This is a genomic window from Pseudomonas sp. ChxA (assembly GCF_030263855.1).
GTDB lineage: Bacteria > Pseudomonadota > Gammaproteobacteria > Pseudomonadales > Pseudomonadaceae > Aquipseudomonas > Aquipseudomonas fluorescens_CB.
Genome location: NZ_JARPMK010000001.1, coordinates 5,213,770 through 5,231,594, shown reverse-complemented (window position 1 = coordinate 5,231,594; position 17,825 = coordinate 5,213,770). Strand labels below are relative to the sequence as shown.

Annotated in this window: 21 protein-coding genes; 11 read left to right on the top strand and 10 right to left on the bottom strand. The window is 58.2% G+C overall.

Features of this window, described 5'->3' with window-relative positions; all coding sequences use genetic code 11:
- Positions 1-35: 35 nt before the first annotated feature.
- From P5706_RS23400 to P5706_RS23375, 6 genes are read right to left on the bottom strand one after another with little or no spacing between them, the layout of a single operon-like run.
- The gene (locus P5706_RS23400) at positions 36-1,307 is read right to left on the bottom strand and encodes an ATP-grasp domain-containing protein (RefSeq protein ID WP_200432750.1); all 1,272 of its coding nucleotides are present in this window, start codon (positions 1,305-1,307) and stop codon (positions 36-38) included.
- A gap of 34 nt (positions 1,308-1,341) precedes the next feature.
- Entirely contained in the window at positions 1,342-2,664 is a 1,323-nt protein-coding gene (gene lysA / locus P5706_RS23395) for a diaminopimelate decarboxylase (RefSeq protein WP_200432749.1), read from the bottom strand.
- 23 nt (positions 2,665-2,687) lie between these two features.
- Positions 2,688-3,350, bottom strand: a complete 663-nt coding sequence (gene cysC, locus P5706_RS23390) for an adenylyl-sulfate kinase (protein ID WP_219268101.1) — start codon at positions 3,348-3,350, stop codon at positions 2,688-2,690.
- A 1-nt stretch (position 3,351) separates the two neighbouring features.
- Positions 3,352-4,116: a sulfotransferase-like domain-containing protein gene (locus P5706_RS23385; protein ID WP_200432747.1), complete on the bottom strand. Its 765-nt coding sequence runs from the start codon at positions 4,114-4,116 to the stop codon at positions 3,352-3,354.
- A gap of 55 nt (positions 4,117-4,171) precedes the next feature.
- The gene (locus tag P5706_RS23380; protein WP_200432746.1) at positions 4,172-5,335 is read right to left on the bottom strand and encodes an argininosuccinate synthase domain-containing protein; all 1,164 of its coding nucleotides are present in this window, start codon (positions 5,333-5,335) and stop codon (positions 4,172-4,174) included.
- A gap of 50 nt (positions 5,336-5,385) precedes the next feature.
- The gene (locus P5706_RS23375; RefSeq protein ID WP_200432745.1) at positions 5,386-6,369 is read right to left on the bottom strand and encodes an aldo/keto reductase; all 984 of its coding nucleotides are present in this window, start codon (positions 6,367-6,369) and stop codon (positions 5,386-5,388) included.
- Between the two features lie 191 nt (positions 6,370-6,560).
- Between P5706_RS23375 and P5706_RS23370 the strand changes: the two genes are divergently transcribed.
- The 3 genes from P5706_RS23370 to P5706_RS23360 all read left to right on the top strand — a co-directional run bounded on the left by P5706_RS23370 (position 6,561) and on the right by P5706_RS23360 (position 8,888).
- Entirely contained in the window at positions 6,561-7,472 is a 912-nt protein-coding gene (locus P5706_RS23370; protein WP_058422857.1) for a LysR family transcriptional regulator, read from the top strand.
- 118 nt (positions 7,473-7,590) lie between these two features.
- On the top strand, positions 7,591-7,926 hold the full coding sequence (locus P5706_RS23365) for a hypothetical protein (protein WP_003189932.1): 336 nt from the start codon (positions 7,591-7,593) through the stop codon (positions 7,924-7,926).
- Between the two features lie 71 nt (positions 7,927-7,997).
- The gene (locus P5706_RS23360) at positions 7,998-8,888 is read left to right on the top strand and encodes a pseudouridine synthase (protein ID WP_285682068.1); all 891 of its coding nucleotides are present in this window, start codon (positions 7,998-8,000) and stop codon (positions 8,886-8,888) included.
- Positions 8,889-8,943: 55 nt separating this feature from the next.
- Here the strand turns inward: P5706_RS23360 and P5706_RS23355 are convergent, their stop codons facing one another.
- Positions 8,944-9,165 (bottom strand): YgdI/YgdR family lipoprotein, encoded by a 222-nt coding sequence (locus tag P5706_RS23355; protein ID WP_017136187.1) that lies wholly within the window; start codon positions 9,163-9,165, stop codon positions 8,944-8,946.
- Positions 9,166-9,244: 79 nt separating this feature from the next.
- A complete protein-coding gene (gene mobA, locus P5706_RS23350) occupies positions 9,245-9,847 on the bottom strand; it encodes a molybdenum cofactor guanylyltransferase MobA (protein ID WP_285682066.1) in 603 nt (200 codons plus the stop codon).
- A 76-nt stretch (positions 9,848-9,923) separates the two neighbouring features.
- Here mobA and moaB point away from each other — a divergent pair, with 76 nt between their 5' ends.
- The 3 genes from moaB to P5706_RS23335 all read left to right on the top strand — a co-directional run bounded on the left by moaB (position 9,924) and on the right by P5706_RS23335 (position 12,549).
- The gene (gene moaB, locus P5706_RS23345) at positions 9,924-10,463 is read left to right on the top strand and encodes a molybdenum cofactor biosynthesis protein B (RefSeq protein WP_138816073.1); all 540 of its coding nucleotides are present in this window, start codon (positions 9,924-9,926) and stop codon (positions 10,461-10,463) included.
- A gap of 46 nt (positions 10,464-10,509) precedes the next feature.
- A complete protein-coding gene (locus tag P5706_RS23340) occupies positions 10,510-11,697 on the top strand; it encodes a molybdopterin molybdotransferase MoeA (protein WP_285682812.1) in 1,188 nt (395 codons plus the stop codon).
- Between the two features lie 714 nt (positions 11,698-12,411).
- On the top strand, positions 12,412-12,549 hold the full coding sequence (locus P5706_RS23335; protein ID WP_285682063.1) for a hypothetical protein: 138 nt from the start codon (positions 12,412-12,414) through the stop codon (positions 12,547-12,549).
- 392 nt (positions 12,550-12,941) lie between these two features.
- Here P5706_RS23335 and P5706_RS23330 read toward each other — a convergent pair whose 3' ends face one another.
- Positions 12,942-13,271, bottom strand: coding sequence for an EscU/YscU/HrcU family type III secretion system export apparatus switch protein (locus P5706_RS23330; RefSeq protein ID WP_053255183.1), 330 nt, complete (start codon positions 13,269-13,271; stop codon positions 12,942-12,944).
- Positions 13,268-14,845 (bottom strand): flagellar hook-length control protein FliK, encoded by a 1,578-nt coding sequence (gene fliK, locus P5706_RS23325; RefSeq protein WP_285682060.1) that lies wholly within the window; start codon positions 14,843-14,845, stop codon positions 13,268-13,270. The genes P5706_RS23330 and fliK overlap by 4 nt, the downstream gene beginning before the upstream one ends.
- A gap of 200 nt (positions 14,846-15,045) precedes the next feature.
- On the opposite strand from fliK, the gene ccmA reads away from it, so the two are divergent.
- The 5 genes from ccmA (at position 15,046) to ccmE (ending at position 17,824) form a co-directional block, all read left to right on the top strand.
- On the top strand, positions 15,046-15,681 hold the full coding sequence (gene ccmA, locus P5706_RS23320; RefSeq protein WP_285682058.1) for a cytochrome c biogenesis heme-transporting ATPase CcmA: 636 nt from the start codon (positions 15,046-15,048) through the stop codon (positions 15,679-15,681).
- Positions 15,678-16,346 (top strand): heme exporter protein CcmB, encoded by a 669-nt coding sequence (ccmB, locus tag P5706_RS23315; protein ID WP_014717701.1) that lies wholly within the window; start codon positions 15,678-15,680, stop codon positions 16,344-16,346. Before ccmA ends, ccmB begins: the two co-directional genes overlap by 4 nt.
- An 85-nt stretch (positions 16,347-16,431) precedes the next feature.
- Positions 16,432-17,187, top strand: a complete 756-nt coding sequence (locus P5706_RS23310; protein ID WP_065912425.1) for a heme ABC transporter permease — start codon at positions 16,432-16,434, stop codon at positions 17,185-17,187.
- Complete coding sequence (ccmD, locus tag P5706_RS23305; protein ID WP_017136196.1) at positions 17,184-17,360, top strand: heme exporter protein CcmD; 177 nt, start codon at positions 17,184-17,186, stop codon at positions 17,358-17,360. The genes P5706_RS23310 and ccmD overlap by 4 nt, the downstream gene beginning before the upstream one ends.
- Positions 17,357-17,824 carry a cytochrome c maturation protein CcmE gene (gene ccmE / locus P5706_RS23300; RefSeq protein ID WP_200432739.1) on the top strand — a complete coding sequence of 156 codons (468 nt, stop codon included), beginning with the start codon at positions 17,357-17,359 and terminating at the stop codon, positions 17,822-17,824. The genes ccmD and ccmE overlap by 4 nt, the downstream gene beginning before the upstream one ends.
- Position 17,825: the final 1 nt, after the last annotated feature.

Genomic DNA, 17,825 nt, shown 5'->3' with positions numbered 1-17,825 from the left:
CGCGTTCAAGCCTGGTTGAGCCGCGTGCGCCAACGTTATGCGCGAATTTTTTCGTGCACTGTGAACACTTGATGTGCTTGCTCAAGCTGACGGATAGTCTGGTAATCACGCTGCAGCACGTGGCGGTCTTTATGGCTTAGATAAACAACGCCAGGGATCGAGAACAAGTCGATGGTGCGCACAATGTCATCGCCCTTTTCGGGCAAATGGAAATGACAGGCATAGGAGGGCAGTGAGCACACTTGCTCAAAACCTGTGGTGTCAACGACGACACCTTCCTGGTCGGAGATCATCGCTACGCACATCACATGCCGGGATAACACATACTGCTGACCCAAACGACGCTTGAACCGCACCGGGTGGCAATAACGTTCGATCGTCAGGGTGATCTGGCTTTCTCCAAGCGCCTCAACAACCGGCTCTTCAAGCATCGCCCCTTGCAGGCGAGCGCCGGTTTCAATTAATACCGGCCCCTCAGCGGTCATCATGATTTCAGAATGAGCGGGCCCATTGCGCACACCCAGCGCATCCAATGCTTTTTTGATGTAAGTGATCAAGTCACCCTGTACGTCACCTTCATAGGCCAGGAGTTCTTCGCAGTCATAGATATTCGAGGCGCCCAGGATAAATTTTCGCCGGTCTACCCACATGTCAGAAATATAATGTTGGCCGTCGATAGAGACACTATTAATAACGTATTGCGTACCCTTCAACAGGGTTTGCGCCAACACATGATTATTATGCCCGCCAAAACGGTTGGCTTTGTTATAGATGGATTGAAAGGCGGTTTTCAGTTCAGTCGAGTCATAGCAGAAGAAAACACTGTCATTACCGGCGCTGGCCAAAGGCTTCAGAACAAGCGGCCAACAGTGGTCAGCGGCCCATCGGTTCAGCGCATCCAGACTGTCTGTGCGAAGAAAGTGCGGCGTCGCCAAATCAGCCGCCTGCAGCGCGCTGGCCATTGCGTACTTATCGCGCCGAACACGTGAGCTGTTTGTGGCGTTCCCTGGCAGGCCCAATTCGGCTGCCAGCAGGTCGGCGAGTTCGATACCTGTCTCGGCGCCGGCCAAAACACACATCGGTTTGGCGCCATTCAACACTTGGTCGATGTCAGCAACACATTCGGCCAGCCCCGTGAAAATCACGTTAGCGATAAAGTCGTCGGGCCTGAAGTCGTTGACGTAAAAATCAATGATCGGGGCGGCACTCTGTACATGCAGAACAGAGATGCCCTCAGCCTGAAACTTGGAGGCCAGCTTCGCGCCAGTGGAATACGCGTCGACGATCACAGCAAACTTGTTAGCCATTGTCACATTCCAGTGTATTTAGCGTGGGGCAGCCTTAAATGTTCTCTAGGCCACAACGTTCATGCGCGACTAAATCATCGTGGGACTCACGACGCCGTATCAACCTGGCGTGCGCCCCATCAACCAGCACTTCTGCAGGGCGCCCACGCGAGTTGTATTGGCTGGCCATGCTCATCCCATAAGCGCCACATGAGAAAATCGCCAATAAGTCACCGTCTTCCAGCACAGGCAAGGGGCGACCCAATGCAAAGTGATCGCCGGTTTCACAGATGGGGCCGACAATATCTATCGCTTCAAGAGGCGCGGCACCTGCCTCACGGACATGCTCGGTTAACGCCGTCCAGTGGCCAGAAAAGTCGCCAAAATGGGTTGGCCAAATAACGTGATTCGCACCATACAAAGTGGGGCGCAGCAGGACGTTCATACCCGCATCCACAATGGCTATCTTGCGATCCCAGCCTTGTTTGGTGTACTCGATGGTGGTGAGTAAAACGCCCGCGTTCGCGCTGATCGAACGACCTGGCTCAATGATGAAGTGCAGGCCACGGCGTTTCAGTTCTTGAAGGCGCTCGCAAATAAGCGCACCCGTTTCAGTGAGTGAACACACGGGGTTGCTTTCGGTGCCGTATTGCGCAGGAAACCCGCCGCCAATATTAATGAACTCAATCGTGCAGTCAGCGGCCGCAAGCCGGTTGACCATTTCCTCAATCTTGTCGATGGCAGACAAGTAGGTGCTGGCCGATGGAATCGGTGAACCAAGATGAACGTGTATGCCAACGACATCTACGCTGCTGTAACGCGCGGGTGTAAACAGTTCATAGGCGCGTTCAATCGGTATGCCAAACTTTGTCTGACGACCGCCGGTTGCCGTTTTTTCATGGGTACCCGCATCGGCCACATCCGGATTGATACGAATGGCCACCTTTACACGTTTGCCGGCTGCCGATGCAATCGCATCCAGGCGCAGCAATTCGGCTTCGGACTCGACATTAAAAAGGAATACGCCTGCATCAACGGCATAGCTGATTTCTTCATGAGACTTGCCGACACCTGCGAACACTATCTTGTCTGCCGTCACGCCTGCCATCAGTGCCCGGTAGAGCTCACCGCCACTCACCACATCGAGGCCAGATCCTTGATCAACCAACAGCTTGAGGACGCTGAGGTTGCTGCAACTTTTAACCGAGAAACAAATCAAGGGTGACAAGGCAGAAAATGCACTTTTTAGTACGGCGTAGTGGTTCTTCAGCGTCTGGGCTGAATAGATATAAACAGGGCTTCCGTGCTGTTCCGCAATGGCACGCACATCAACCTGCTCCACATGTAAATGACCGTCGATAAAATTAAAATGGTCCATCTTGCTACCTCGATTGGATGACTTCAACTCAGCGCACAGACAGGCTCGCGGCGGAGAGCATCATCGGTTGATTCCAGTAAAAGTCGGCCCGTGCTGTACAGGTGTTTGACGATCTTCTCAGCGCAGGCAATAGCGGTTTCGGTGTCAGTGTTGATAATGAGTTCTGGGCACAGCGGTGGTTCGTAGGGGGAATTTATCCCGGTGAACGCGGCAACCTGATTTTTCCTGGCCTTCTTGTAGAGCCCTTTCGGATCACGGGCTTCACACACATCGAAAGAGGCATTGATAAAGATTTCTACGTAATGCGCATCACCCATCAACTGGCGTACCCGTGCACGGTCCTGTCGAAAAGGAGATATGAAGGCTGTTATCACGATTAAACCGGCGTCCACCAGCAGTTTGCTGACCTCGCCCACGCGACGAATATTTTCACTTCGCCCTTGAGGGGTGAAGTCCAGGTCGCGACAGAGCCCGTGGCGCACGTTGTCGCCATCCAATACGTAAGTCAGGTAGCCTTTCTGGAATAATAACGACTCCACCAAACCCGCAACGGTACTCTTGCCGGCGCCACTCAAACCGGTGAACCAAAGCACACAGGGTTGTTGTTTCAATCTAGCGGTGCGCATAGATTGCTCCACCGGAAACAATTGCCATGTCAGGTCAGAAGACACATCAGTTGTAGACATATCAGCAGTCACCCGCGAGGGACAAAGTGTTGTTCTTCACAGTCTCCCTTTGATTTTTCAGGTATTGGTAATACGGCATGTTTTCCAGGTAGAACTCATTGAGCATTGGGTGGTTGTCGACACGCGTGCTGTATTGCCTTTCGATAGGCGCGATACGTGTGCTGTTGGCAGCATCCAGATGCCAATGCCGGGTTCTCTCCCAGACATCCAGGTGCCCACTCTCCCACTGCAAGGCTGTGGGTAAATGCTGCAAGTTGGCCTCACTGCAGAAATGCGATATCGCAGCGTCTGGATTATCGAGCAGGTCGTCCGCATCAACAAACAAGGGGGCGTGTATCGACTCAGCCTTCACTGAATCATAAAGTTGGGCCAGGTTTTGATACCCGACTTCATTACAGGTGAGCTGGGGGTTAACGTGATAGTGCGAATTAATTACCTTTTCCGGGTTGCGTAACATAAAGACGTGCTGCGCCTCACGTAAATACGGCGTACCTGCCAGTAGATGACGGTAGTCAAATTCACAGGTGTCCTTGATAAATACCGCACTGTGAGATCGCAGCGTCTGTATGTAATCGAATAGCGCCGTGGGGCTGTTCAAGGGTGGCGATGAGTTTTCTTGTTGCGGGTGTTTATATTCACCACATGCCGACAGGTCGCAGAGTGGCTCATGCACAACGGTGAAATCACCACGGGCAGCGATGACACGTACAAACGCCGTGGATAGCGAGCGTGGAGGGGCCCACATGACAATGAGTCTGTGTTGCATAGGTCACCTTGGTTCGAGAGTACGCGCACGCTGCCGGAACGGTCAGCCCGAGGTCTTAAACGGACTCGGTAATCCACTTTTGTCCGCCATGTGCAAAACGGAACTGCTGGGCGGTGAAGCGTGACTTGGAATACTCTCGAACACGGTCGACCATGTAGTTGCCTTTATACGCGATCATATCGACTGTGCCGTTTGCGCTTTCAGTCAAGGTCGCCACATTGGCCAATGCGGCTTGGGTGGCCGGATCATATAAACGGCCGGCATAAGATTGGCGCGCAATAAAGGGCGATAAAAATCGCAGGACTTCCCAGGAATCCTTATCGACAGTCGCTTGCAGTAGGTGTTTGGCGGCAATACCCAGCATGTCCAGGCCCGGAGATTCGTATAAACCCCGGCCTTTGGTGCCATTCATTCTATTTTCCAGCACGTTTTTCAAGACCACGCCGTTGCGCCCGGCAATGGTGTTGGCTTCAGCGATCGCTTGGTAATGGCTCACGGCCTGACCATTAATCTCAACGGGGATACCCTGTTTGAAGGTGATGCTGCACTTCTCTGGCACGTCAGGCGCGTCCATGACCTTCACGCCCATGATAGGGGTGATCATGTCGGGCGAGTTTGAGAGCACCTCCACTTCGCGGTTTTCATGCGAGACGCCGCCCACATTGGCATCAACCGAATGCTTGGCTTTATTGCGCATCATGGTTTCGTCAGCGTCGGCGACGAAATCGCCCATGTCCGTGCGGGTTTGGAATCGGCTGGAGGTGCTGGCGTCTTCCCATGGGGAGAAGGGCGTGATTTCCGGAGCAAACATTTTCAAGTAGTAATTGAAGCGGAACTCATCGTTGCCGCCATGCACAGCGCCGTGTGCCAATACACTGCACTTTCTCGACCGCAATGCATCCACCAAGCCCTTGACCGTTACCGCTCTGGCAATCCCCGTGGTGTTCCAGTAGCCGCCGTCATACTGCGCCTGGGCACGTACCGCCTGGAGAAAGGTAAGGGCAATATCTTCCTTCAGGTCAATGACATTGACCGCGTGCATCAACTCAATGTTGTCTGCACAAAACTCATGCGCTTCGTCACCGGGTTGGCCGATATCGACAATAAACTGTTCAATGTCGGCGTCTTCTTCTTTCAAGCGTTGTGCAATGAATAAGCTGACCAGACCGCCAGACGCACAAATACCTACTTTCTTACCTTTCAAGTCCGAGAAGTTCACGCTGCAGTCCTTTATAGAGGTGGTGTTATCAAGAGTGCGCTGCACAGATGTTATTGCGACCACTGCGTCGGTTCACGATCCCACCGGTGGTGTCTAAGTTGTTTTTTTAATGCGTCGTCCAACTTGCCCTTCTGCGAACATGCCAGGTTGGCTTCCACATGTGCGATAGAACGCATGCCGGGAATGGTGGTCGCCAGGGTGTCGTTAGACAAAATGAACCTCAGCGCGATGTCTGCCAGGTCTGCATCAGCGGGCAACGCCTGTTTCAGCGACTCGACCCGTGCAACCGTTGCGGCCAGATTCTCCGGCACGAAATAGCTGTTTCTCCAATCACCGGCCGGCCAACTTGAGTCGAGCGTCAAACTGCCCGTCAATGAACCTTCGTCAAAAGGCACCCTCGCGATGACGGCAATGTCGAGGTCACGGCATACCGGCATTAACAGATCTTCAGGTGCCTGATCGAAAATGTTGTAGATGACTTGTACCGCGTCGATCATGCCGGTTTTCAGGGTTTCAACGACGTTGTCCGGTTCCCAGCGATTGACGCTGATCCCAATCCCGCGAATCAAGCCTTCACGTTTGAGGTCATCCACCACCCGCATCCACGACTCATCCTTGGCCCACTCATCTTCCCATACATGAAACTGCAACAAATCAAGCGAGCTTAACTGCAGGCACTGCAAACTTTTTTCGACATACTCTTTAATATGCTCCGGCGGAAAAACCTGCTCTAAGCGGTCGCCTCGACGAGAGGGCCACTCTCGATTTTTCGGCGGGACTTTAGTCGCAACGTATAAGGTTTTACCTGGGTGGTTTCGCAGTACTTCACCGAGCATTTTTTCGCTGTGCCCGCGCCCATAAATCCAGGCTGTATCGAAAAAGTTGCAGCCTGAATTGATCGCATGGTCCAGTGCTGCCATGCCGCTGATATCCGAAGAACCGGTCCAACCGCCTTCACCACCCGCGACGCCCCACATTCCATATCCAACTTCAGAAACGCTCCATTCCAGTCGTCCAAATCGCCGGTATTCCATTGCCCACTCGCTCTCTAGTTATTGTGTTCAGGGCGGTACGCGCACTCCTGTCAGTGATCACCCTGATCACTGACGCGTTGGGTACGTAGAAAGTATGCATGGCGAAAAAATAAAGGAAAAATATCAAAATGATGGCCACCTATTCATTTCTGATATGCTCTGCGCCATTTAATTCAGCGTGAGGGTTGCCCATGAATTTCAGTTTTCGCCACGTGGAAGTGTTCTGGGCGGTCATGACCACCGGCAGCGCAACCGCTGCCGCAGCGCTCCTGCATACTTCGCAGCCCACTATCAGCCGCGAGCTCAGTCGCTTTGAAACCTTGACTCAGTTGACGCTGTTCAAACGCGCAGGCGCAAAACTGGTTCCCACTGAACATGGCCTGATGCTCTTCGATGAAGTTCAGCGCAGCTATGTAGGCCTGGCGCGTGTCAAGAACGCTGCTGAGGCGATCCGTCACTTTCGCCAGGGGCAAATTTCGCTGACCTGCCAGCCGGCGTTTTCGAATGCCTTGCTGCCGCAGGTGTGCCAGGATTTTTGTAATAAATTCCCGGGTGTCAGCATTAATGTCACGCCGCAGGAGTCTCCCGCGCTTGAAGAGTCGCTGACGGCTCAGCGTTATCATTTGGGGCTCACCGAGACCCTTGAGACGCCACCTGGAACCTACAGCGAAACCTTGTTAAACCTTGATGTGGTGTGTGTCTTGCCGTCTCACCACGTGCTCAATGCAAAAGCGGTCCTCACACCAGAGGATTTCAATGGGCAAAATTTTGTTTACCTGGCGGCGGATGACCCCTACAGGATCAAAACCGACGCGATCTTTCACCAGGCGGGCATTGAAAGACGGCTGGTGGTCGAAACGCATAGCGCCAGTGCTGTGTGCGCGACCGTAAACCTGGGTGTCGGCGTTGCAATCGTCAATCCACTCACCGCCCTGGACTATGTGGGCAGAGGTTTGCAGATCCGGCGTTTTTCCCATTCGATATCTTACTGTGTGAGCGTTGTGCGGCCGCTGCACCGTCCGGAATCGTCCAACGTCGTTCACTTTGTGGAGGTGCTGCGCAGCAATTGTCAGCGCATCAGTGCTCAGTTGCAGAACCTCTGAGCAGGCTCGCCGGGTGTGCTCTGCCGAGCTTGATCGCACAGGCGCGTTTTCGCGATGGCGAGTTTCCAAATATTGCGTTACTGTATGTTTGTACAGCGATTGAATAGAGGGAACGCCCGTGGTGAATGTTGAACAACTGAAAAGCAGCGTCAATCGCATGTCCGCCGACGTCGTGCGCGACGCGGTGAACGAGCTGCGCCTCGACGGCCTGGTCACGGAAGGCAAGACGCCGTTTAACAAAGTGCATTTCAATACCTGCTTTGCTGAAATCGAGGCGTTGTTCCAGCGCGCCGGTTACCACAAGCAACTCGACGTGGTGGGTTACCAGGGCTTGTTGTACGCGCTTTATGATCCTGGCCGCTGGGAAGCGGTGGATGTGTTGCGTTGGCTCAAGGAGTTCACCGAGGCGGCCAGTGCTTCGCCGGTACTGCGGGCGCAATTGGCCAAGGCCTGAGATCCGCCCTAGGCTCAACCGCGCTCCATGCGGGATAATGCCAGCCGGTTTATCCAGGTTTCGAGCATTGCATGTCCACATCCGGTTTCTCTGCGTCCCAGCATCAAGCCAGCACCTTGTACCTGCCACCCGGCCCGTGGGCGACGGTGCTCGATTGCCTGTGCGAGCACTTCCCGGCGATTGGCCGCGAGCAGTGGCTGGACCGCATCGCCCGTGGCCGCGTCTTGGATATCAATGGCCAGCCAATCAGCCTGGACCTCGCCTACAAGGAAGGCCTGTGCATTTATTATTTTCGCGAAGTGCCGAATGAGAAGGTGATCCCGGTTCAGGAAACCATCCTGTACGTCGATGAGCACTTGGTGGTGGCCGACAAACCGCACTTTCTGCCGGTGACCCCGGCCGGCGAATACGTCGAACAAACCCTGTTGCGCCGCCTGATACGCCGCCTGGACAACCCCGCGCTGGTGCCATTGCATCGTATTGATCGGCACACGGCGGGTCTGGTGCTGTTCTCGGCCAACCCGCAAACCCGGTCGGCGTATCAACAGCTGTTTCCCACGCGGCGCATCGATAAATTCTACGAAGCCATTGCTCCGGCCTTGCCCGACCTGACCTTCCCACTGGTGCATAAAAGCCGCCTGGTCGATGGCGAACCGTTCTTTCGGATGCAGGAAGGGCCGGGCGCCAGCAACACCGAAACGGCGGTGGAGGTGCGCGAGAAAAATGGCGATCTGTGGCGCTACGGCCTGTTCCCCGTGACCGGCAAGAAGCACCAGTTGCGGGTGCACATGACGGCGCTGGGGGCGAGTATCTGCAACGACCCGTTCTACCCCGACGTGCTCAAGGATGCCGAGGACGACTACGCCAACCCGCTCAAATTGCTGGCCCAGGGCGTGCGTTTTATCGACCCGGTAACCGCTGAACAACGCGATTTTCGCAGCCGCATCACCCTCGGCTGGTAACCGCCAGAAACGACAAGGCCCGCACATGGCGGGCCTTGTGGGCAAGCGCTTAGACTTACAGGTCTTTAACGGTGCGAACCTGATCCTTGTTGATACGGGTCTGCTTGCCGTCAAGTTGTTCGAACTCGTAGAAGCCCGAAGCCTTGTCGTATTTAGGGGTGTCGACGGCCTGGATTTCGCGACCGTCATTCAGGGTGATCACTGTAGGCGAAGCGCAACCGGCAAGAGTAGCGAGGCCCAGTGCAAGCATGAGAGCGGCGATGGTCCGTTGAGTCATGAGTTTGTCTCCAAGAGAATTCTTTTAAATTGCTGACCTTGTGACGCGCGTGGCGTCGACAAAGTTCCTTGTGCGAGGTTCATTCTGACACGCCGGACCCAGGGTGCAACAGCTCGGGTGTATTCAGGTTGGCCAGGCGCGGGTCGTCGGCTTGGCATTCCAGGCCCACACCGCCCAACTGCAGGAAGATCTTGCGCGGGCTGCGCTCACCAGCGTCCCATGCCTGTTCTACCTGGGTTTTGAGGTGGGTGGGGATGATGCAGATCAAGGGTTCCCAGAATTCACCATGGCGAACCATCACCGGCAGCTGCGGGTTGCGGCGTGCAATCTCACGCAGGTCGTTGAGTAGTCCCACGTCGATGTTCGGGACGTCACACGGCAGTATCAGCAAGTGCGCATGCCGCGCGGCGGCCAGGCCCGCGCGGATGCCCGCCAGCGGGCCGGGGAAGTCCGGGCTGTCGTCGCTCACCAACTGGTCGGCATAGGGCGCGTACTGCTCATGGTTGCGGTTGCACGAGATGATCAGGTCATCGGTCAGCGGGCGGGTCAGGCGCTGCAAATGTGCAACCAACGGCTGACCGTGCCAAGGCAGCAGGCCTTTGTCCTGGCCGCCCATGCGTTGGCCACGGCCGCCGGCCAGCAGCAGGATCGAACAGGGCAGGGGCGAAGAATCAAGCGACATGGTGGTTCCGCTGCGGCAGGTAAATAGGAGCCTGTGATATAACATCGGGCTGTTCATTCGACAACCGGACCAAGCCATGAAAGCCAAGGCTGATGCGCCCTTCGTACCCCTCAATATCGCTGTGCTGACCGTCAGCGACACCCGCACCCTGGACACCGACACCTCCGGCCAGGTCTTCGTCGATCGCCTGACCGCCGCCGGCCACAACCTGGCCGAGCGTGTGCTGCTCAAGGATGATCTTTACAAAATCCGCGCCCAAGTCGCTCATTGGATCGCCGAAGACGTGGTGCAAGTGGTGCTGATCACCGGCGGCACCGGCTTCACCGGGCGCGACAGCACGCCAGAAGCCGTCAGTTGCCTGCTGGACAAGCTCGTCGATGGTTTTGGCGAACTGTTCCGCCAGATCTCCGTGGCCGATATCGGCACCTCCACCGTGCAATCACGCGCCCTGGCCGGCCTGGCCAATGGCACGCTGGTGTGCTGCCTGCCGGGTTCGACCAACGCGGTGCGCACGGGCTGGGATGGCATCCTCGCCGAGCAGCTGGATAACCGTCACCGCCCCTGCAACTTCGTGCCGCACCTGAAGCAGGCCGAACCCTGCGAATCTCGTGGGTAAGCCCTTGGACAAGCCCTTGGATAAGCCCGGCAAGACTGGCGCGCTGATGCCGGTGGAAGACGCGCTGCGCCAATTGCTGGACATGGCCGACGCCAAGCCGATCCGCGAGCAGGAAGTGCTGGCCCTGGCCGATTGCGATAGCCGCGTGCTGGCGCAAGACCTGGTCTCCACCCTCGACCTGCCGCCCTGGCCCAACAGCGCTATGGACGGTTATGCGCTGCGCCTGGCCGACTGGACCGGCGAGCCGCTGCCCGTGAGCCAGCGCATCTTCGCCGGCCAGGCGCCGCAGCCACTGGTGGCCGGCACCTGCGCGCGCATCTTTACCGGCGCGCCGGTGCCCGAAGGCGCCGATTGCGTGGAGATGCAGGAAAACGCCGTGGTCCATACCGACCAGCGCGTGAGCTTTACCGAGCCCTTGCAGGCCGGCCAGAACATCCGCCCTCAAGGCCAGGAAACCACGGTCGGCGAGTTGGTGTTAAACGCCGGCACTCGCCTGGGCCCGATAGAGCTGGGCCTGGCGGCCTCCCTCGGGCATGACTGTCTGAGTGTGGTGCGCCGGGTGCGCGTAGCCGTGCTGTCCACCGGCGACGAACTGATCGAACCCGGCCTGCCGCTGGGGCCGGGGCAGATCTACAACAGCAACCGGCGAGTGTTGTGCAGTTGGCTTGCACGCATGGGGTGTGAAGTGATCGATGCCGGGATTCTTCCGGATGACCTGGGAAAAACCCGCACACGCCTGGCAGGCCTGGGCGGTGTCGACCTGATCCTGTCCACCGGCGGTGTCTCGGTCGGCGAGGCGGACTTTCTCGGCATCGCCCTGCGCGAAGAAGGCGAACTGGCCCTGTGGAAGCTTGCGATCAAGCCGGGCAAGCCGCTGACCTTCGGGCACTTTCGCGGTGTGCCGGTGATCGGTCTGCCCGGCAATCCGGCGTCGACGCTGGTGACCTTTGCGCTGCTGGCCCGGCCTTATCTGCTGCGCCGCCAAGGCGTGCAAGACGTAGCACCGCTGCGTTTCGAAGTACCGGTGGGGTTTGTGTGGCCCCAGCCGGGCAACCGCCGCGAGTACCTGCGCGGGCGTATCGAGCAGGGTCGGGCGATTATCTACCGCAACCAGAGTTCCGGTGTGCTGCGCAGTGCGGCGTGGGCCGAAGGGTTTGTGGAGGTGTTGGAGGGCACGACGTTGGAGATGGGCGACCGCGTTAATTTCATTCCGTTGAGTGAAGTGCTGAACTGACGATAGAGATCGACTGTGGGAGCTGGCTTGGCTGCTGTGGCGGTTTTTCGGTGTACATATCCGTTGCTGCGATAACGGCCGCTTATGGTTCCGCTCTTACAGCGGGTCACTTTTGCAAGGACGCAAAAGTAACCAAAAGGTCCTCGCCCCACCACTCGGCCCCTCGCTTAGGCTCGGTGTGCCCTCACTCCGGCTTGAATCCGTGGGCCGCCGCGATGGGCCATCCTTGGCCCAGCGCGGCTAACCCGGCGTCCTGCCGGGTTACCCACGGATTCAAGCCTGCGTTCGGCCATCGTGGTTAACGGGGCGTCTCAGATCAAGATCAAGATCTACAGCACGGCGGCCTGAAAGCCGACCTGAGTGGTTGAAGCAAAAGCCAGATCAAGTGCAAAGCAAAAGCTTATCTACCTGATGCAACTGGGGCTGAGATGTGGAAGCGGCTTGCTCGCGAATGCGGTGTATCAGTGACAGATAAATTGACTGACCCACCGCATTCGCGAGCAAGCCCGCTCCCACAGTTGACCGCATGCAGTTTTGAATATGAGGTCGGCTGCGGATTTACAGGCATTGAAGAGCTGCTTTTCTTTGGGATCTGCCTTTCTGTGGGAGCTGGCTTGCCTGCGATGCAGACACCTCGGTGTATCAGGCACACCGAGTTGATGCCATCGCAGCGGTGCGACGATTCGACAAGCCAGCTCCCACCTTTGACCGAGTATGGCTCTGCTGTTGCTGTTGCTGTTGCTGTTGCTGTTGCTGTTGCTGTTGCTGTTGCTGTTGCTGTTGCTGTTGCTGTTGCTGTTGCTGTTGCTGTTGCTGTTGCTGTTGCTCTGGCCCTTACATCCTTTTCGATGACGAAGTCAGCGGTCTTTTGATCTGCGCTTTTGATCTTGATCTGAAATCGCCCCGTCAAACACGATGGCCGAACGCAGGCTTGAATCCGTGGGTAACCCGGCAGGACGCCGGGTTAGCCGCGCTGGGCCAAGGATGGCCCATCGCGGCGGCCCACGGATTCAAGCCGGAGTGAGGGCATGCCGAGCCATAGCGAGGCACCGAGTGTTGGGGCGAAGACTTTTTGGTTACTTTTGTGTCTTTACAAAAGTGACCCGCTGTAAGAGCGGAACCAATAGAAGCCGTTACCGCAGCAACGGATATGTACACGGCCTAACATCCCGCACATCAGCCGCACATGCATCGGCTGACCCCCCCGCTATCACAGGCAAGCCCCACATTGGATTTGCGCTTAGCTAGTAATCATCCCCACGCTCAGTCACATCCCGCTCCACCGGCTCGGCATTCGGGTCATAGCCCACCGGGAATTTGCCCTTGAGCGTCCACGCAAACGCAATAATCTCGGCCACCGTGCGGTACAGCTCCTCCGGGATGCTGTCGCCCAATTCCATACGCGCCAGCAGCTTCACCAGTTCGGCATTCTCATAGATCGGTACTTCATTTTCCCGCGCCAACTTGAGGATGGCTTCAGCCAGGGCATCGTCGCCCTTGGCCGTCAGGGTCGGCGCTTGCTGGCCGTCGTACTTGAGGGCAATCGCCTGGCGCGGCGGGGTCGGGTTTTTCATGCGGTTTCATCCACCCAGCGTTGCTCCAATCCGGTTCGTGGCCCGCGTGGCGGCGTGCCGAGGTGGCAATCCAGGTCGCCGACATTGATACCCGAGGTCACCAGGCGCTCGCGCAAGCTGCCCAAGTGGCTTTCGATCAGGCTGGCGGTGAACGGGCGCGAGACCCACAGCTGGCTGGACAATTTGCCCTGAGTCAGTTGCGCCTGCACCTGCAACGGCCCCAGCGGCTCCATGTCGAAGGCCAGCTCGACGCGCCAGAGCATTTGCTTGGGGTCTTTCTTGTCCTTGCGCTCCGGTTGGTCCTTGTCCGGCGGCGGTTCTTCACGCTGGAACTTGACCTGCAACGGCACAATGTCCTGCAAGGTACGCATGGGGATTTCCAGCTGCCAGGTGGTTTGCAGCCGGCCATCGGCGGTGGTGCCGGTTTGCTCCAGGCTCGATAGCTGGTGGCTTTGCAGCCGGGAAATGGCCCCGGCGGCCAGGCGCAGCAGGTTTTCCAGGTCGCCTTCGCCTGCCAGCTTGGCCATCAGCCGGTCCGGCAGAGGAAACCCTGCCGGGGCTTGCCGTGCGCCGATCTGGCCGAGGGTGCTGAGCGGGTTACGCACGAAGTTGGGCAGTACCTGGGCCAGCGTATTGGCGGCGAGGATGGCATTCAGATTCGTCGCGGCGGGCAGGGCCGGCAGCAAATCGTCAACCAGGCGCAGCAGCGCGCCCTTCATGTCCAGAGGCGGAATTTGCGGGTCTTGCCCGGCGAGCAATTTGGCTTCAAGGAACACGCCGCTACTTTGTACCAACTGCGCCAGCACCTTCGGGTTGCTGACTTGCGCCAGGTCAGGCAGCGCATTGAGCAAACGCGCGGCGGCGGCGCGCAGGTCGCTGGAAGTGGTGTCGTCGGCGGGCAGGCTTTGCAGCGCGGTGAACAGCACATCCAGCGAGCCTTGGCGACTTTGCTGAGTGGTCAGTTGTTGCGCCACGGCCAACTGATCCTTGAGCCCGCTCAACGGCACGAAATTCAGGCTTTGCGCATTCTGCACCACGGCGCTGAGCAAGCTGCCGACCCGCAGCGGCTGCGGGCTTTCCAGGCTCAGCGTGGTGCCGGCCAGGGCGTTATTGAGCACGCTGACCAGCGAGCGATAGATTGCCGGTTGCGCGGTGCCTTGCGGCAGCATCTGGGTGGTCAGCACCTTGGCCTGCAACAGCGTGCCCACCGGCATTTGTGTGGTGTCAATGCGGGTGAGGGCGGCCACATTGGCGCTCAAGGCTTGCTGCAAGCTGATGGTCAGGTTGCCGGTGGGTGTCTGGCTCACCGCCACATTGCTGCCCAACGGCAACGGCTGGGCGCTGCTGGCTTGTACCAAGGTTTGGCGGCCGCCTTCGAGGGTCAACTTGAGCAATAGCTGAAACGCATCACCGCCTTGTTTAAGCGCAATCACCTCGGCGTTGACGGTTTTCCCAGGGTCGATCAGGCCGGTCTGCGGCTCCAGCAGTTTCAACAACTCGCCGGTCGGCGGCAGCGGGGCAGGCCCGGGCGTCGGTGCGGGCGGCAGCGTAGGAAGGTTGATCTCACCGGTCATCGTGCGCGTCGTCTCTGGGGAAATTGCCCTCTTTAGAGTAGGGCATCACATGTATAATGCCGCCCGTCTGCAAAGAGAGCGGTAAAAACCTCACAACTATTTGATCCAGCTCTCTAAAATCGGTCGCCAAAGCCGTTATTGTGCATTTCTCTATAACGGCCGCTGCACCGCCGACTTGAACCGTAAAGGCCCGCGATCTTTTGACCAGCCCTCTTCTAGAAGCCGTAGCGCTTGCCTGTGAACGTGACCTGCGCCTGCTGTTCGAGCATCTCGAACTGCGGCTGGCGGGCGGCGACATGGTGCAGATCAGCGGCCCCAACGGCAGCGGCAAGACCAGTTTGCTGCGCCTGCTGGCCGGTTTGATGCAGCCGACGGCCGGTGAGGTTCGACTCAACGGCAAGCCCCTCAACGAACAACGTACCGAACTCGCGCGTAACCTGACCTGGATCGGCCACGCCGCCGGCATCAAGGACGTGCTCACGCCGGAAGAAAACCTCAGTTGGCTCAGCGCCCTGCATCATCCGGCGCCCCGTGATGCCATCTGGCAGGCCTTGGCCGCTGTCGGCCTCAAAGGCTTCGAAGACGTTCCCTGCCACACCTTGTCCGCCGGCCAGCAGCGCCGCGTGGCGCTGGCACGTTTGTATCTGCCTGGCCCGCCGCTGTGGATTCTCGACGAACCCTTCACCGCCCTCGACAAGCAAGGCGTCGCCCAACTCGAAGAGCACCTGGCCCAGCACTGTGAACAGGGTGGCCTGGTGCTGCTCACCACCCACCACACGCTGGCGCGCAGGCCCGCCGGTTACCGCGACCTGGATTTAGGGCGGTGGTCGGCATGAGTGTGTTCGCGCTGTTAGTCGCCCGTGAAGCCCGCCTGTTGTGCCGTCGCCCGGCCGAACTGGCCAATCCCTTGGTGTTTTTCGCCATCGTCATCGCGCTGTTCCCGCTGGCAGTCGGCCCTGAAACTAAACTGTTGCAAACCTTGTCCCCGGGACTGGTGTGGGTGGCCGCGCTTTTATCGGTCCTGCTCTCGCTGGACGGGCTGTTTCGCAGTGATTTTGAAGACGGTTCCCTCGAACAGTGGGTCCTTTCGTCGCACCCCTTGCCACTTCTGGTACTGGCCAAGGTGCTGGCACACTGGGTTTTTTCCGGCTTGGCGCTAGTATTGCTCTCGCCGCTGCTGGCGATGATGCTCGGCTTGCCCGTTGAGTGCCTGCCGGTGTTGCTCCTGTCCTTGTTACTCGGTACGCCGGTGCTCAGCCTGTTGGGGGCGGTGGGCGCAGCGTTGACCGTCGGTTTGAAGCGGGGTGGCCTGTTGCTGGCCCTGCTGATTCTGCCTTTGTACATCCCGGTGTTGATCCTGGGCAGCGGCGCCTTGCAGGCCGCGCTCATGGGCATGCCGGCGACCGGTTACCTCCTGTGGCTTGGCAGCCTGACCGCCCTGGCGGTAACCCTGACACCCTTTGCTATAGCGGCTGGCCTGAAGATCAGCGTCGGCGAATAATGAGGTCTGGCCAAGTGTTATGTCTTGGCCAGTAAAGACCCTGAGCTTTGCGCAATGACGCACAGCCACCGTGATGGAAACAGCAATGAACTGGACCTGGTTTCACAAGCTCGGCTCGCCCAAATGGTTTTACGGCATCAGCGGCAAGCTGCTGCCGTGGTTGAGCGTCGCCGCCATTTTGCTGATCGGCATCGGCTTGGTCTGGGGCCTGGCCTTCGCGCCGCCGGACTACCAGCAAGGCAACAGCTTTCGCATCATCTATATCCACGTGCCCGCCGCCATGCTGGCCCAGTCCTGCTACGTGATGCTGGCCGTGTGCGGCATCGTCGGCCTGGTGTGGAAGATGAAACTGGCCGACGTCGCCCTGCAATGCGCCGCGCCCATCGGTGCGTGGATGACCGCCGTGGCGCTGGTCACCGGCGCGATCTGGGGCAAACCCACCTGGGGTTCGTGGTGGGTGTGGGATGCGCGACTCACCTCCATGCTGATCCTGCTGTTCCTGTATTTCGGCCTGATTGCTCTGGGCAACGCCATCAGCAACCGCGACAGCGCCGCCAAGGCCTGCGCAGTGCTGGCCATCGTCGGCGTGATCAACATCCCGATCATCAAATACTCGGTGGAGTGGTGGAACACCCTGCACCAGGGCGCCACCTTCACCCTCACCGAAAAACCGGCGATGCCTGTGGAAATGTGGGCGCCGCTGCTGCTGATGGTGTTGGGGTTCTACTGCTTCTTTGGCGCCGTATTGCTGATGCGCATGCGCCTCGAAGTGCTCAAGCGTGAAGCCCGCACCAGTTGGGTCAAGGCCGAAGTGCAAAACAGCCTGGGAGCGCGCGGATGAACTTCAACTCGTTCAGTGAATTTCTCGCCATGGGCCATCACGGCCTGTATGTCTGGACGGCCTATGGCATCTGCCTGGCGGTGCTGGCCCTCAACGTCGCCGCGCCGATCCTGGCCCGCAAGCGTTACCTGCAACAAGAGGCGCGTCGTCTGCGCCGGGAGACCGATAAGTGAATCCGCTGCGTAGAAAGCGTCTGTTGATCATCCTCGCCATCATGGCCGGCGTCGGCATTGCCGTCACCCTGGCCCTGAGCGCCTTGCAGCAGAACATCAACCTGTTCTACACCCCGACCCAGATCGCCAATGGCGAAGCGCCAGTCGACACGCGCATCCGCGCCGGCGGCATGGTCGAGAAGGGCTCCTTGAAGCGTTCCGGTGATTCCCTCGACGTGACCTTCGTGGTCACCGACTTCAACAAAGCCGTGACCATCACCTATCGCGGCATCCTCCCGGACCTGTTTCGTGAAGGCCAGGGCATTGTCGCCCTGGGCAAGCTCAACGCCGACGGCGTGGTGGTGGCCGATGAAGTACTCGCCAAGCACGATGAGAAGTACATGCCGCCCGAGGTCACCAAAGCCCTTAAGGACAGCGGCCAATCGGCCCCTGGCTCAAATGCACAGCCTGCCAAGGAGGGCTAAG

Excerpts from the sequence above, each read along its gene's own strand:
- P5706_RS23400 (WP_200432750.1), bottom strand. The coding sequence starts at position 1,307 with ATGGCTAACAAGTTTGCTGTGATCGTCGACGCGTATTCCACTGGCGCG.
- lysA (WP_200432749.1), bottom strand. The coding sequence starts at position 2,664 with ATGGACCATTTTAATTTTATCGACGGTCATTTACATGTGGAGCAGGTT.
- cysC (WP_219268101.1), bottom strand. The coding sequence starts at position 3,350 with ATGTCTACAACTGATGTGTCTTCTGACCTGACATGGCAATTGTTTCCG.
- P5706_RS23385 (WP_200432747.1), bottom strand. The coding sequence starts at position 4,116 with ATGCAACACAGACTCATTGTCATGTGGGCCCCTCCACGCTCGCTATCC.
- P5706_RS23375 (WP_200432745.1), bottom strand. The coding sequence starts at position 6,369 with ATGGAATACCGGCGATTTGGACGACTGGAATGGAGCGTTTCTGAAGTT.
- P5706_RS23370 (WP_058422857.1), top strand. The coding sequence starts at position 6,561 with ATGAATTTCAGTTTTCGCCACGTGGAAGTGTTCTGGGCGGTCATGACC.
- P5706_RS23360 (WP_285682068.1), top strand. The coding sequence starts at position 7,998 with ATGTCCACATCCGGTTTCTCTGCGTCCCAGCATCAAGCCAGCACCTTG.
- P5706_RS23355 (WP_017136187.1), bottom strand. The coding sequence starts at position 9,165 with ATGACTCAACGGACCATCGCCGCTCTCATGCTTGCACTGGGCCTCGCT.
- mobA (WP_285682066.1), bottom strand. The coding sequence starts at position 9,847 with ATGTCGCTTGATTCTTCGCCCCTGCCCTGTTCGATCCTGCTGCTGGCC.
- moaB (WP_138816073.1), top strand. The coding sequence starts at position 9,924 with ATGAAAGCCAAGGCTGATGCGCCCTTCGTACCCCTCAATATCGCTGTG.
- P5706_RS23340 (WP_285682812.1), top strand. The coding sequence starts at position 10,510 with ATGCCGGTGGAAGACGCGCTGCGCCAATTGCTGGACATGGCCGACGCC.
- P5706_RS23335 (WP_285682063.1), top strand. The coding sequence starts at position 12,412 with ATGGCTCTGCTGTTGCTGTTGCTGTTGCTGTTGCTGTTGCTGTTGCTG.
- P5706_RS23330 (WP_053255183.1), bottom strand. The coding sequence starts at position 13,271 with ATGAAAAACCCGACCCCGCCGCGCCAGGCGATTGCCCTCAAGTACGAC.
- fliK (WP_285682060.1), bottom strand. The coding sequence starts at position 14,845 with ATGACCGGTGAGATCAACCTTCCTACGCTGCCGCCCGCACCGACGCCC.
- ccmB (WP_014717701.1), top strand. The coding sequence starts at position 15,678 with ATGAGTGTGTTCGCGCTGTTAGTCGCCCGTGAAGCCCGCCTGTTGTGC.
- P5706_RS23310 (WP_065912425.1), top strand. The coding sequence starts at position 16,432 with ATGAACTGGACCTGGTTTCACAAGCTCGGCTCGCCCAAATGGTTTTAC.
- ccmD (WP_017136196.1), top strand. The coding sequence starts at position 17,184 with ATGAACTTCAACTCGTTCAGTGAATTTCTCGCCATGGGCCATCACGGC.